We start from the raw sequence: 13,157 nt of genomic DNA, 5'->3' as shown, positions 1-13,157 counted from the left end.
CCTCAGCCTAGTGGCCCGGCCCGTCAGGTAACCGTGGCCGTGAGCAGCCGCTGGGCGCGCGCGAGGGCGGCGTCCAGCTCGGCTAGCGTCAGCCCCGGCGAGCGACCCAGGTGGATCTCGATCTGGTAGTCGGGCTGACCGCCCGGACCGAATATCGGCAGAACCACGAATTCGGTGCTGGCCAAATCGGATTCGAGGGTGCCGGTGACGGACTGCAGCGTCACCATGGTCATCAGCGTTCGCAGCTGGCGGGTGACCCGATCGGTCGGTTCCAGCGAGGCCAGCACGTCGGCCAGCCGGTGGTGCAGCGACCCGTGGCTGTCGTCGAAGCGCCACGCGCCGTAACCCCGGGCCCGGATGTCGGCGAGGACCCGCTGGTGGTCGGCGATCTCGTCGCGGGTCAGGCGGGGCAGCACCCGGTGCAGCCAGGCGCGGACGGACTCGTCGTCGCGCCACGCCATGGCGACCAGCCCGAACGGCGGGTCGATGGGGAAGCGCTGGCCGACGGCGTGCTCGCCGTCGGTGCCGTGGCCGACCGCGTCGATCGTGATCAGGTGCCGGCCGCCGATCTGCGACATGGAGCAGCCGGCGCCGAGCGCGTCGTGCAGCAGCCGCAGCGCCTCGCGCCCCCGATCCAGCAACGGGAACTGCTCGCGCAGGCCGTGCACCAACCCGAACAACCCGCTGCCCAGCACGTAACGGCGATCGTCGCGCCGGCTGACCCAGGCGCGTCGCTGCAGCTCCGCGAGGACCAGGGCGCAGGTGGACGTGCTGATGCCACAGCTCTTTGCCAGCTCGGCCGACGTCCGCCCCTTGGGTGAGTCCGCCACGGCCGCAAGCACATCCATCACCCGCGCGGTCGGCGGCGACTTTGGGGCGCCGCGGTCGTGCGTCGCGGCCATTGACGGAGCCAACGCCACCTCCTTACGATGCGTCCAAAATATCAATGTGGCCGTCCTAATAATAGGAGAGATATGTACAAGGTGGGCGTGTGGGGCCCGGGCTCCATGGGGGTGATCGCCCTGCGCGGGGTGATCGACCACCCGGAACTGCAATTGACCGACGTCGTCGTGCACAGCGACGCGAAGGCCGGCCGCGACGCGGGCGAGCTGTGCGGCAGCGGGCCGGTCGGGGTGCGGGCCACCCAGGACCCGGCCGCGCTGCTGGCCGGCGACGCCGACGCGGTGGTCTACGCGGCGGGTGCCAACCTGCGCCCGTTGGAGGCCGTCGCGGACATGGTGTCGATCCTGCGGGCCGGCAAGAACGTCGTCTCCTGTTCGGTGGTGCCGCTGGTGTACCCCGACGCCGTCGACGCGGCCCTCACCGACCCGTTGCGCCAGGCGGCGCTCGACGGCGGCGCCTCGTTCTTCACCACCGGGATCGACTCGGGGTTCGCCAACGACGTGCTGCCGCTGGTCTTGACGGGGGTCTCGCGCGTGATCGAGTCGGTGCGCGTGACCGAGATGTTCAACTACGCCACCTACCCGGACCGCTCGGCCGTCTACGAGATCCTGGGGTTCGGGCAGCCGCCGGAGTACCAGGCGTTCGCGGCGCAGCCGGGCATGTTCGCGTTCGGCTGGGGCCCGGTGTTGCACCAGCTGGCCGCCGGGCTGGACGTCAAGATCGACGACATCCAGGAGACCAACGAGCGCATTCCGGCCACCGAGTCGTTCGACACGCCGACCGGCCACATCGCCGCGGGCACGATCGCGGCGATGCGCTCGACGCTGACCGGGTACGTCGACGGCAAGGCCACGTTCGTCCTCGACCACGTCACGCGGATGCGTGACGACGTCGCCCCGGACTGGCCGCAGCCGTCGATCTCCCTGCCGCCCAAGGATCTCGGCTACGGGCCGGCGTCGGGTCGCGGCCTGTACCGCGTCGAGATCGAGGGCTCCCCGAGCATGCGGTGCGAGTTCGAGATGGCCGAGGATTTCGACCACGACCTGGGGGCACGGATCGCGGGCGCCTCGCGCATGGTGAACGCGATTCCCGCGGTCTGCGCGGCGGCGCCGGGCCTGCTGTCCGCGCTGGACCTACCGCTGGTCACCGGGGCCGGGTTGGTCCGCCCGGTGGCGGGGCCCCCGCCCGACAGCCGCCTGTTCTAGGGCTCGGGGAACGTCGCGGCGGCCAGCTCGAGGATCTCCGCGCGGTCGGCCGGCAGGAGGAACCCGGCGCGGATCGCCGCGTCGAGCGCCGCGGTGAAGCGGCCCAAGTATTCCGCTTTGCCGCCCGGGTAGAGGCGGCGCAGCGTCGCGACGTCGAAGGGCTCGCCGGAACCGAAGATCAGCGACATCGCGCTTTCCTGGCTGCCCAGGCCCGATGTGCGCGCGGCCGGCACGTCCACCCAGGGGGTTCTGATGCCGCCGCGGGCGATGCCGTTGGCGTCTAAAACCGGTTGCGGCGCCGGGGTTTCGCGCACGTCAAGGGTCGGCGCGCACGGTGGTGCCGCGCCGGTCCGGACCCACGCCGTCAGCGCGGCGAGCCCCGCTTGCAGCACGTAGTGGTGCTGGGGAGCGAAATTGATGTAGTGCGTGAGCCGCTGGCCCATCAGCATGTCGGTCGGCGCGTAGGCCGCCACCACGTCGGCCAGCGGCGCCGAGCCGTCGTCGATGAACGCGACCTGGATGGTGTAGTTGTCGGCGTGCGCGGTGCCCGCGATCTCCCAGACCCGCAACCGCTCGTTGTCGGGTTGCCGGGCGAAGTAATACCCTTGGCGGGCCCCGCCGAACAGGTCGGTCTCGGTGATGACCGCCAACACCGGGACGCGCAGGTCGGCGCGAAACGGAACGGCTTGTGGTGCAACCGATTCGGCGAAGATGGAGCCGCCGTCCAACGGCGCGGCCGGCCCGAAGCGGGAGTGCACCAGGAAGCCGTCGTAGCCCGGGGCCAGGGCGTCGACGTCGTTGACATAGGTGGTGAGGAACATGGCCGACTGCGACTCGCCCACGGCGATGACGTCGCGCACCGGCAGGTGATCCACCACGGCGCCCCGCACCAGCCGGGCGGCCTGGGAGAAGATGTCGTAGGCGAACGCGTCGCCCGGGTGATGTAACGGCGCGTAGCGGATGGGGTCCTGGCTCTTCAGCGACATGTCCGCGCCGAGCATGCTGGCGCCGCCCTGCACCCCGACGCTCTGCGCGGACACCGCGACATAGGCGTACCCGGCGCGGACGATCTCACGGTGCGCCATCATCCACACGGCGGGCGCGTCGATGCCGCCGCTGACGTTCAGCCACTCGACCAGGACGGTGCCGTTGAACGCCGCGCGATCGACGGGCGTCAGCGCCACCACCCGCGTGGTGTAGTCGGCGGTCCGCGACGGGATTGGCTGTCCGCCATCGGCGTCCGAGTACGACGACGCGGTGCCGGAGACGAAGAATTCTTGCGCCGCGTAGCCGATCCCGCCGAGGTCGAACCCGCCCAGCAGCAGGGCCGGGCGGCCGGCGACGGGTGTCACCTCGGGGATCACCGCGCCCCCGGCGGCCCGACGCGGCCGTAGGCGTTCCGGGCCCGCGTCGACGTCGCGCGGACCGCGTCCTTGGCGTCGCGGGGCGACCGCCCACCGGCGGCGGAACTCACCCGCATCACACTACGCAGTGTCGTCGGGCGCGGGCCGCACTCGGAGCCATTACGCTGCCCCTGATGGCTACCACCCGCACGGAACGCAGCTTCGACGGGTTCGGCGGCGTGCGCATCGTCTACGACGTGTGGACACCCGACACCGCCCCGCGCGCGGTCGTGGTGCTGTCCCACGGCCTGGGCGAGTACGCCCGCCGCTACGACCACGTCGCGCAGCGCTTCGGCGAGGCCGGTCTGGTCACCTACGCGCTGGACCATCGCGGGCACGGCCGCTCCGCCGGGAAGCGGGCGCTGGTGCGCGACATCTCCGAATACACCGCCGACTTCGACACTTTGGTGGGGATCGCCGGCCGGGAACACCACGGGCTCAAGTGCATCGTGTTGGGGCACAGCATGGGCGGCGGCATCGTGTTCGCCTACGGCGTCGAGCGCCCGGACAACTACGACCTCATGGTGTTGTCCGGCCCGGCGGTGGCCGCGCAGGACCAGGTGTCGCCGCTGCTGGCGCTGGCCGCCAAGGTGCTCGGCGTCATCGTGCCCGGCCTGGCCGTGCAGGAACTCGACGTCGACGCGATCTCGCGCGATCCCGCGGTGGTCGCGGCCTACCGCAACGATCCGCTGGTGTACCACGGCAAGGTCCCGGCCGGCATCGGCCGCGCCCTGCTGCAGGTCGGCGAGACCATGCCGCAACGCGCGCCGGCCCTGACCGCGCCGCTGCTCGTGGTTCACGGCGCGGAGGACCGGCTGGTCCCGGTGGCCGGCAGCCGCCGGCTGGTGGACTGCGTGGGGTCGACCGACGTCGAATTCAAGGTGTACCCCGGGCTCTACCACGAGGTTTTCAACGAGCCCGAACGCGACCAGGTGCTCGACGACGTGGTGTCCTGGATCGCCAAGCGGCTGTGACCGCCGGCGGTGTCGGATTGCCTGGGTAGGTTGGCGCTATGACTGACGACAAGATGCTGGGGCGCATCGCCGCGCTGTTGCGTCAGGCCGAGGGCACCGACAACGCGCACGAGGCCGACGCGTTCATGAGCGCCGCGCAACGCCTCGCGACGGCGGCGTCCATCGATCTCGCGGTGGCCCGGTCGCATTCGGCGCAGCGTTCGGCGGCGCAGGCGCCGACGCAGCGGACCATCACCGTCGGGGAGGCCGGGACCAAGGGCCTGCGGACCTACGTGCAGCTGTTCGTGGTCATCGCGGCCGCCAACGACGTGCGCTGCGACGTGGCGTCGAATTCGACGTTCCTCTACGCCTACGGGTTCCCGGAGGACATCGACGCCAGCCATGCCCTCTACGCGAGCCTGGTGGTCCAGATGGTGCGGGCCTCCGACGCCTACCTGGCCACGGGCGCGCACCGGCCGACGCCGACGATCACCGCCCGCCTCAACTTCCAGCTGGCGTTCGGGGCGCGCGTCGGGCAGCGCCTGTCCGAGGCGCGCGAGCAGGCGCGCAGCGAGGCCACCAAGGATCGCCGCCGCGCTCCCGGGACGGCAATCGCGTTGCGCGACAAGGAACTCGAGCTACACGACTACTACCGGGGCGCCTCCAAGGCCCGCGGCACCTGGCGGGCCAGCCGGGCGTCGTCCGGGTACTCGTCGGCGGCGCGCCGCGCGGGTGATCGGGCCGGCCGCCGCGCCCGGCTGGGCAACAGCCCCGAACTGCCCGGCTCGCGGAGCGCGCTGCGCGGGTGACGCGCGAGGGGCCGGCACGGCGGGACACCCAGCGCGCCCGGGTGTACGCGGCCGAGGAGTTCGTCCGCACGCTGTTCGACCGCGCCGCCGAGCACGGCTCACCGGCGGTCGAGTTCTTCGGCGCGCAATTGACGCTGCCCCCCGAGGGGCGCTTCGGCTCGATCGACGCCGTCCAGCGTTACGTCGACGACGTGCTGGCGCTCCCGGCGGTGTTGCGGCGGTGGCCGTCGGTGCCGCCGTTGCGAGTTAGGGCGCGCCGCGCCGCCACCGCGGCGCATTACGAGAACCGCGAGGGCGCCGGCGTCATCGCCGTCCCCGACCGCGACACCGCCGACTGGGCGCTGCGCGAGCTGGTGATCCTGCATGAGGTGGCGCATCACCTGTGCCAGGCGGAGCCGCCGCACGGGGCCGAGTTCGTCGCGACGTTCTGCGAGCTGGCCGAGCTGGTGATGGGGCCCGAACTCGGCCACGTGCTGCGCGTCGTCTACGCGAAAGAGGGTGTGCGGTGAGCGCTTTGGACCCGGACGCGCGGGCCCGCGACGTCGAGGAGCGAATGACCGACGACGAGCGGTTCGCGCTGCTGGTCTGCGTCATCGGCCCGAGCGACATGTGGCCGGCGCGCGACCCGCGCATCCCGCCGGACGTCGAGACGAGCACCGGCTACGCGCCGGGCGTGGCGCGCCTGGGCATCCCGGCGCTGCGGATGAACGACGCGGGCCTGGGCGTCACCAACCCCGGCTACCGGCCCGGCGATACCGCCACCGCGCTGCCCTCCGGCCAGGCCCTGGCGGCCACCTTCAACCCGGCCCTGGCCCGCGCCGCCGGCACGGTGATCGGCAGCGAGGCCCGCGCCCGCGGCATCAACGTCCAGCTGGCCGGCGCGATGAACCTGGCGCGCGATCCCCGCAACGGCCGCAACTTCGAGTACCTGTCCGAGGACCCGCTGCTGACGGCGGCGCTGGCCGCCGAGTCGGTCAACGGCATCCAGCGCCACGGGGTGATCTCGACGGTCAAGCACTACTCGCTGAACTGCAACGAGACCAACCGGCACTGGCTGGACGCCGTCGTCGACCCCGCCGCGCACCGCGAGTCCGACCTGTTGGCGTTCGAGATCGCCATCGAGCGGTCCCAGCCGGGATCGGTGATGACCGCCTACAACAAGGTCAACGGCGCCTACGCCGCCGCCAACGACGTCCTGCTCAACGACGTGCTGAAGGGCGCGTGGGGGTTTCGCGGCTGGGTGATGTCCGACTGGGGCGGCACACCCGGCTGGGAGTGCGCGCTGCGCGGCCTGGACCAGGAGTGTGGCGCCCAGCTCGACACCCTGTTCTGGCAGTCCGAGGCGTTCTCGGAGCAACTGCGCGGGGCCTACGCCGACGGTCGGCTTCCCCGGGACCGGCTCTCGGACATGGTGCGCCGGATCCTGCGCTCGATGTTCGCGGTGGGGATCGACGGCTGGCGTGCGTCACCCCAGCCGCCACCGGACACCCAGGCGCACAACGAGATTGCGCTCGAGATCGCTCGACAAGGCGTCGTGTTGCTGACCAACCGCGACGTCTTGCCGTTGCGGCCCGACACCCGCATCGCGGTCATCGGCGGCTACGCGCACCTCGGCGTGCCGACCGGCTACGGCTCGAGCGCCGTCGTGCCGCCCGGCGGTTACGCGGCCGTGATACCGATCGGCGGGCACGGCCTGATGGCCTCGATGCGCAACCTGCACCTGCTGCCGTCTTGCCCCCTCGACGAGCTCCGCACACAGTTGCCCTCCGCCACAATCGAATTCGATCCGGGCATCAGCCCCGGCGAGGCGGCCCTGGCCGCGCGGCGCGCCGACGTCGCGATCGTCTTCGCCATCCGGGTCGAGGGGGAGGGGTTCGACATCCCCGACCTGTCGCTGCCGTGGGGACAGGACGACGTGATCGCCGCGGTCGCCGCCGCCAACCCCAACACCGTGGTGGTGCTGCAGACCGGCAACCCGGTGACCATGCCCTGGCTGGAGTCCGTGAAAGCCGTTGTGCAGGGCTGGTATCCGGGGCAGGCCGGCGCCCAGGCCCTCGCGGAGGTGCTCACGGGCCGGGTCAATCCGTCCGGGCGGCTGCCGGTCACCTTCCCGGCCGGCCTGGAGCAGACGCCGCGGCCCCGGCTGCCGGGCGCGGGCGAACCGTGGGGAGCTGCGGTCACCGTCGACTACGCCGAGGGCGCCGAGATCGGGTACCGCTGGTTCGCCCGCACCGGCCAGACGCCGCTGTTCGCCTTCGGGCATGGGTTGTCCTACACCAGGTTCGAATACCGCGACCTGGCGGTGAACGGGGGTGACACGGTGACGGCCCGCGTCACCGTGGCCAACGTCGGCGACCGCGCCGGCGCCGACGTGGTGCAGCTCTACCTGCGGGCGGCGCCGGGCGAGCAGCGGTTGCGGCTGCTGGGTTTCGAACGGGTCGAGCTCGAACCGGGCGCCACCCGCCGGGTCACCCTCGCCGCCGACCCGCGGCTGCTGGCCCGCTACGACGCCGCGGCGGGATGCTGGCGGATCGAGGCGGGCCGGCACACCGTGGCGGTGGCGGCGTCGGCGACCGCGGCGGGCCTCGCGGCCACCGCCGAGCTGACCGGCCGCGCGTTCGGCCGGTAGCCCGCGGCGTCGGTGGCCGACGGCCCGGCGCGCGGACCTAGCGGACGGGGGTCAGCTCGTCGCCGCAGGTGCAGCGGTAGGCCTCGGTGGCCCCGGAGCAGTGGCAGGGAACCTCGACGCGGACGCGACACCCGCACCCGTCGTGGCCGCAGCTGAGCAGGGTTCCTGCGTCGTAACTTGGCATGTCACTCACCTTTTCCTCGTGTCGGTACCTCGTGGACCGCGCTCGGTCACGCCTTCAGCGTATACCCCCTAAGGGTATGCGGTAAAGGGCATCGCGGGCCGGGACCCCCCGTGCCAAGGCCGCGGCCCGCGGTTAGCGTGGGGTCCATGACCGACAACTTCACGCCGCAGGACGTCGACGCCTTCCTGGACAGCACCGTGATCGGTGACGACCCGGCGCTGAGCGCGGCGCTGCAGGACAGCACCGCGGCCGGCCTGCCGCCGATCGCGGTGTCCGCGCAGCAGGGCAAGTTCTTGAGCCTGCTCGCGGGAGTCGCCCAGGCGCGCCGCATCCTCGAGCTGGGCACCCTGGGCGGGTTCAGCACCATCTGGCTGGCCCGTGGCGCCGGCCCGCAGGGTCAGGTCGTGACGCTGGAATACGAGGACAAGCACGCGCAGGTCGCCCGGGGCAACCTGGAGCGAGCCGGGGTGGCCGACCGGGTGCAGGTGCTCGTCGGCGCGGCGCTGGACACTCTGCCCACGCTCGAGGGACCGTTCGACCTGATCTTCATCGACGCCGACAAGGAGAACTACCCGTCCTACCTCGAGTGGGCGGTACGGTTGGCGCGCCCCGGCTCGATCATCGTGGTCGACAACGTCATTCGGCAGGGTCAGATCCTGGACGCGGAATCCGACGCGCAGGCGCGGGCGGTGCGCCAGACGCTGCAGGCGATGGGCGAGCACCCGAAGCTGGACACGGCGGTGCTGCAGACCGTCGGCGCGAAACGCTGGGACGGGTTCGCCATCGCGCGGGTGACCTAGCGGCGCCCGCCCGGCGACGGTGCTAGCCGCAGACCGCGCCGATGGCCGCGGAGCTCACCAGCTTGACGTACTTGGCCAGCACGCCCGTCTTGTAGCGCGGCGGAGGCGGGGTGAAACCCGTTCGCCGCGAGTCGAATTCGTCTGGGTCGGCCAACACGTCGAGGGTGCGGTTCGCGACGTCTAGCCGGATCCGGTCGCCGTCGCGCAGGAACGCGACGGGACCGCCGTCGACCGCCTCGGGCGCGATGTGGCCGACGCACAGGCCGGTGGTGCCACCGGAGAACCGGCCGTCGGTCAGCAGCAGGACATCCTTGCCCAGCCCGGCGCCCTTGATCGCGCCGGTGATGGCGAGCATCTCCCGCATGCCCGGGCCGCCCTTGGGACCCTCGTAGCGGATCACCACGGCGTCGCCCGCGGTGATGGTGCCGTCCTCCAGGGCGTCCAGCGCCGCCCGCTCGCCGTCGAAAACCCTTGCGGTGCCCTCGAACACATCGGAGTCGAAGCCGGCCGACTTGACCACCGCGCCCTCGGGCGCCAGCGACCCACGCAGGATGGTGATGCCGCCCGTGGGATGGATCGGGTCGCTCAGGGCGCGCAGCACCTTGCCGTCCGGGTCGGGCGGGGCGATGGCGGCCAGGTTCTCGGCCACCGTCTTGCCGGTCACCGTGAGGCAGTCGCCGTGCAGCAGGCCCGCGTCCAGCAGGGCCTTCATCATGACGGGCACGCCGCCGATGTGGTCGACGTGCGACATCACGTGCCGGCCGAACGGCTTGACGTCGGCCAGGTGCGGCACCTTGGCGCCGATCCGGCTGAAGTCGTCGAGCGTCAGCGCGACGTCGGCCTCGTGGGCGATGGCCAGCAGGTGCAGCACCGCATTGGTCGAGCCGCCGAACGCCATCACCACCGCGATCGCGTTCTCGAAGGCCTCCTTGGTGAGGATGTCGCGGGCGGTGATGCCGCGCCGCAGCAGCTCCACGACGGCCTGGCCGCTGCGCCGGGCGAACCCGTCGCGGCGGCGGTCGGTGGCCGGCGGCGCCGCGCTGCCGGGGATCGACATGCCGAGCGCCTCGGCGGCGCTGGCCATCGTATTGGCCGTGTACATGCCCCCGCAGGCGCCTTCGCCGGGACAGATGGCCCGCTCGATCGCGTCGACGTCCTCGCGCGACATCAGCCCGCGCGCGCAGGCGCCGACGGCCTCGAACGCGTCGATGATCGTCACCTCGCGCTCGCTGCCGTCGGAGAGCTTGGCCACCCCGGGCAGGATCGAGCCGGCGTAGAGGAACACCGACGCCAGGTCCAGCCGGGCGGCGGCCATCAGCATCCCCGGCAGCGACTTGTCGCAGCCGGCCAGCAGCACCGAGCCGTCGAGCCGCTCGGCCTGCATCACGGTCTCCACGCTGTCGGCGATCACCTCGCGCGACACCAGCGAGAAGTGCATGCCCTCGTGGCCCATCGAGATGCCGTCGGACACCGAGATGGTGCCGAACTCCAGCGGGTAACCCCCGGCGGCGAACACCCCCTCCTTCACCGCCTTGGCGAGCCGGTCCAGCGACAGGTTGCACGGCGTGATCTCGTTCCAGGACGAGGCGACGCCGATCTGCGGCTTGGCGAAGTCCTCGTCGCCCATCCCCACGGCGCGCAGCATGCCGCGGGCGGCGGCCTTCTCCAGGCCGTCGGTGACGTCGCGGCTGCGCGGCTTGATGTCGGTGACCGGACGCGAATCGGTTGGTGTGGCCATGGGAGCAAGTATGCCTGAGCTGGCGAAACGGCCAGGCTGCCGGGGTCATACCCCGACGGGGTATAACCTGAGGGCCGAAGCAGGCAGGGGTGAGACCACGATGAGCGACGCGCACGGGTATTCGCAGCGCAAGGACGACTACGCCAAGCGGCTGCGGCGCATCGAGGGCCAGGTGCGCGGCATCGCGCGGATGATCGAGGACGACAAGTACTGCATCGACGTCCTCACCCAGATCAGCGCCGTCAACAGCGCGCTGCGCGCGGTGGCGTTGAACCTCCTCGACGAGCACCTCGGCCACTGCGTCACCCGGGCCGTGGCCGAGGGCGGCGACGACGCCCAGGACAAGCTCGCGGAGGCCTCCGCCGCGATCGCGCGCCTCGTCCGTTCCTGATCGGTGATCTAGTTGAGGGCGTTTTGAAACCGCGACTTGGGTGAACTCGTTGCGGCAATGCGTAGCGTAAAGGCATTGTGAGCGCGCCAGTGATTTCGACCAGAAGACCGGCTACCCCGGCCGACGCCCGTGTGATGAGTTCTGACGCCGAGATTCCCGCCGCCCCCGCGCGTACGTGGACGCCACGGATCGCCGCGCAACTCACCGTGCTCGCCGCGGCGGCCTTCACCTACGTCACCGCGGAGCTGCTGCCCGTCGGGGCGTTGCCGGCCATCGCCCGCAACCTGCACGTCAGCCTGGTGCTGGTGGGCACGCTGTTGACCTGGTACGCGCTGGTGGCGGCGCTGACCACCGTCCCGCTGGTGCGCTGGACCGCGCACGTGCCGCGGCGTCGTGTGCTGGTCCTGAGCCTGACGTGCCTGACCGTTTCCCAGGTGATCTCGGCCCTGGCGCCCACCTTCGCGGTGCTGGCCGTCGGCCGGGTGCTGTGCGCGATCACGCACGGCCTGCTGTGGTCGGTGATCGCCCCGATCGCGGCCCGGCTGGTGCCGCCCAGCCACGCCGGGCGCGCCACGATGTCGATCTACGTCGGCACCAGCTTGGCGCTGGTCGTCGGGAGCCCGCTGACCGCGGCGCTGAGCCTTATGTGGGGCTGGCGGCTGGCGGTCGTGTGCGTCACCGTGGCGGCCGCCCTGGTCACGGTGGCGGCCCGGCTGCTGCTGCCCGAGATGGTGCTCACCGCCGACCAGCTGCAATACGTCGGCCCGCGGTCGCGGCATCACCGCAACCGCCGGTTGATCACCGTGAGCGTGCTGGCCATGATCGCGGTCACGGGCCACTTCGTCTCCTACACGTTCATCGTCGAGATCATCCGCAACGTCGTCGGGGTGCGCGGGGCGAACCTGGCGTGGGTGCTGGCCGCCTACGGGCTGGCCGGGCTGCTGTCGGTGCCGCTGGTCGCGCGGCCCCTGGATCACCGCCCGAAGAGCGCCGTCATCCTGTGCATGGCGGGGCTGACGGCCGCATTCGTGACGTTGACCGCCCTGGTGTTCGGCGACCCGTCCGCCGCGATGACCGCGTTGATCGGGACCGCCGCGATCGTGCTGTGGGGAGCGATGGCGACCGCCGTGTCGCCCATGATGCAGTCCGCGGCGATGCGGGCCGGCGCCGACGATCCCGACGGCGCGTCCGGGCTGTACGTCACCGCCTTCCAGGTCGGCATCATGGCCGGCTCTCTGGCCGGAGGGCTGCTCTACGAGCGCAGCGTGGTGCTGATGCTGGGCGCCTCGGCGGCACTGATGGGCGTGGCGCTCACCGGCATCGCGGCCAACCGGCGGACGCTCGACGTTGCTCCGACACACTCACGCGATTCATAGCGACGCAGCTCCGGCGGTAAATCGGGCCTGCGCAGCGCCCGCGGGCGGCCGCCGGAATCGGTAGCTGGGGCGCGCCCTATGCCACACTGTGTCAGGACACGCGGAGTGGAGGAATGCATATGTCGGGCTGGATGAGGGCCGGGACCGGGAAGGGTCTTGGTGCGGCTCTGTACGCCACCGGAACGGCCGCCGTCCTGGCTTCGGCGCTGATGCTGAGCGCGGCGCCCGCGCTCGCCGATCCCGACCCGGCGCCCGGCGACCCGGGGGCCGTCGGCGCCCCGCCGCTGCCGCCGCCCCCGCCCAACCCGTAGGCGGCCAGCACCCACGCCAGGTTCGCCCCGCGCACCCCGACGACGTTGCGGATGATCTCGACGATGAACGTGTAGGAGACGAAGTGGCCCGTGACCGCGATCATGGCCAGCACGCTCACGGTGATCAACCGGCGGTTGCGGTGATGCCGCGACCGCGGGCCGACGTATTGCAGCTGGTCGGCGGTGAGCACCATCTCGGGCAGCAGCAGCCGGGCCGCCACCGTGACCAGGGCGGCCGCCACGGTGACGCACACGACCGCCAGCCGCCAGCCCCACATAAGGCTCAGCGCCGCGGTCAGCGGGCTCCCGACGACCAGCGCCAAGCTGGTGCCGACGTAGATCGACATCGTGGCGCGCCCGGCGTGGCTGGGCGGCACCAGCCGGGCCGCGATCGGGGCGATCACCGACCACAGCAGGCCGTGCGTGATCGCGCACAGCACCCGGCCGACGGCCAG

The 13,157-nt window shown here is 71.9% G+C and carries 12 protein-coding genes and 1 pseudogene; 8 read left to right on the top strand and 5 right to left on the bottom strand.

Features of this window, described 5'->3' with window-relative positions:
* Positions 1–23: 23 nt before the first annotated feature.
* A complete protein-coding gene (locus A5700_RS01850) occupies positions 24–848 on the bottom strand; it encodes a MarR family transcriptional regulator (protein WP_231973777.1) in 825 nt (274 codons plus the stop codon).
* A gap of 126 nt (positions 849–974) precedes the next feature.
* Between A5700_RS01850 and A5700_RS01845 the strand changes: the two genes are divergently transcribed.
* Positions 975–2,108: a dihydrodipicolinate reductase gene (locus A5700_RS01845; protein ID WP_082960469.1), complete on the top strand. Its 1,134-nt coding sequence runs from the start codon at positions 975–977 to the stop codon at positions 2,106–2,108.
* Here A5700_RS01845 and A5700_RS01840 read toward each other — a convergent pair.
* Positions 2,105–3,469 (bottom strand): alpha/beta hydrolase domain-containing protein, encoded by a 1,365-nt coding sequence (locus A5700_RS01840; protein WP_231973778.1) that lies wholly within the window; start codon positions 3,467–3,469, stop codon positions 2,105–2,107. The genes A5700_RS01845 and A5700_RS01840 overlap by 4 nt on opposite strands.
* Before the next feature lie 176 nt (positions 3,470–3,645).
* Between A5700_RS01840 and A5700_RS01835 the strand changes: the two genes are divergently transcribed.
* The 4 genes from A5700_RS01835 to A5700_RS01820 are packed head-to-tail and all read left to right on the top strand — an operon-like array spanning position 3,646 to position 7,902.
* Entirely contained in the window at positions 3,646–4,485 is an 840-nt protein-coding gene (locus A5700_RS01835; protein ID WP_068069747.1) for an alpha/beta hydrolase, read from the top strand.
* Between the two features lie 38 nt (positions 4,486–4,523).
* A complete protein-coding gene (locus A5700_RS01830) occupies positions 4,524–5,273 on the top strand; it encodes a DUF2786 domain-containing protein (RefSeq protein WP_068069749.1) in 750 nt (249 codons plus the stop codon).
* Positions 5,270–5,782, top strand: a complete 513-nt coding sequence (locus A5700_RS01825; protein WP_082960470.1) for a TIGR04338 family metallohydrolase — start codon at positions 5,270–5,272, stop codon at positions 5,780–5,782. The genes A5700_RS01830 and A5700_RS01825 overlap by 4 nt, the downstream gene beginning before the upstream one ends.
* A gap of 44 nt (positions 5,783–5,826) precedes the next feature.
* Positions 5,827–7,902 carry a glycoside hydrolase family 3 protein gene (locus A5700_RS01820; protein WP_068069771.1) on the top strand — a complete coding sequence of 692 codons (2,076 nt, stop codon included), beginning with the start codon at positions 5,827–5,829 and terminating at the stop codon, positions 7,900–7,902.
* 37 nt (positions 7,903–7,939) lie between these two features.
* On the opposite strand, the gene A5700_RS24935 is transcribed toward A5700_RS01820, so the two are convergent.
* Positions 7,940–8,086, bottom strand: a complete 147-nt coding sequence (locus tag A5700_RS24935) for a metallothionein (protein WP_082960471.1) — start codon at positions 8,084–8,086, stop codon at positions 7,940–7,942.
* A 146-nt stretch (positions 8,087–8,232) separates the two neighbouring features.
* On the opposite strand from A5700_RS24935, the gene A5700_RS01815 reads away from it, so the two are divergent.
* Entirely contained in the window at positions 8,233–8,886 is a 654-nt protein-coding gene (locus tag A5700_RS01815) for an O-methyltransferase (protein ID WP_068069751.1), read from the top strand.
* Positions 8,887–8,908: 22 nt separating this feature from the next.
* Here A5700_RS01815 and ilvD read toward each other — a convergent pair whose 3' ends face one another.
* A complete protein-coding gene (ilvD, locus tag A5700_RS01810; RefSeq protein WP_068069753.1) occupies positions 8,909–10,624 on the bottom strand; it encodes a dihydroxy-acid dehydratase in 1,716 nt (571 codons plus the stop codon).
* A 100-nt stretch (positions 10,625–10,724) separates the two neighbouring features.
* Between ilvD and A5700_RS01805 the strand changes: the two genes are divergently transcribed.
* Complete coding sequence (locus tag A5700_RS01805) at positions 10,725–11,015, top strand: metal-sensitive transcriptional regulator (protein WP_068069755.1); 291 nt, start codon at positions 10,725–10,727, stop codon at positions 11,013–11,015.
* Between the two features lie 134 nt (positions 11,016–11,149).
* Positions 11,150–12,391, top strand: a complete 1,242-nt coding sequence (locus A5700_RS01800) for an MFS transporter (protein ID WP_068069757.1) — start codon at positions 11,150–11,152, stop codon at positions 12,389–12,391.
* Positions 12,392–12,686: 295 nt separating this feature from the next.
* Here the strand turns inward: A5700_RS01800 and A5700_RS01795 are convergent.
* A pseudogene (locus A5700_RS01795) lies at positions 12,687–13,157 on the bottom strand (MFS transporter); the annotation flags it as partial.

Source organism: Mycobacterium sp. E1214 (genome assembly GCF_001666755.1).
Classification (GTDB): domain Bacteria; phylum Actinomycetota; class Actinomycetes; order Mycobacteriales; family Mycobacteriaceae; genus Mycobacterium.
This window is presented reverse-complemented; position numbering and strand designations above follow the sequence as displayed.

Bases quoted from the DNA above. Each gene is read 5' to 3' on its own strand.
- A5700_RS01850 (WP_231973777.1), bottom strand. From the start codon at position 848: ATGGATGTGCTTGCGGCCGTGGCGGACTCACCCAAGGGGCGGACGTCG.
- A5700_RS01845 (WP_082960469.1), top strand. From the start codon at position 975: ATGTACAAGGTGGGCGTGTGGGGCCCGGGCTCCATGGGGGTGATCGCC.
- A5700_RS01835 (WP_068069747.1), top strand. From the start codon at position 3,646: ATGGCTACCACCCGCACGGAACGCAGCTTCGACGGGTTCGGCGGCGTG.
- A5700_RS01830 (WP_068069749.1), top strand. From the start codon at position 4,524: ATGACTGACGACAAGATGCTGGGGCGCATCGCCGCGCTGTTGCGTCAG.
- A5700_RS01820 (WP_068069771.1), top strand. From the start codon at position 5,827: ATGACCGACGACGAGCGGTTCGCGCTGCTGGTCTGCGTCATCGGCCCG.
- A5700_RS24935 (WP_082960471.1), bottom strand. From the start codon at position 8,086: ATGCCAAGTTACGACGCAGGAACCCTGCTCAGCTGCGGCCACGACGGG.
- A5700_RS01815 (WP_068069751.1), top strand. From the start codon at position 8,233: ATGACCGACAACTTCACGCCGCAGGACGTCGACGCCTTCCTGGACAGC.
- ilvD (WP_068069753.1), bottom strand. From the start codon at position 10,624: ATGGCCACACCAACCGATTCGCGTCCGGTCACCGACATCAAGCCGCGC.
- A5700_RS01805 (WP_068069755.1), top strand. From the start codon at position 10,725: ATGAGCGACGCGCACGGGTATTCGCAGCGCAAGGACGACTACGCCAAG.
- A5700_RS01800 (WP_068069757.1), top strand. From the start codon at position 11,150: ATGAGTTCTGACGCCGAGATTCCCGCCGCCCCCGCGCGTACGTGGACG.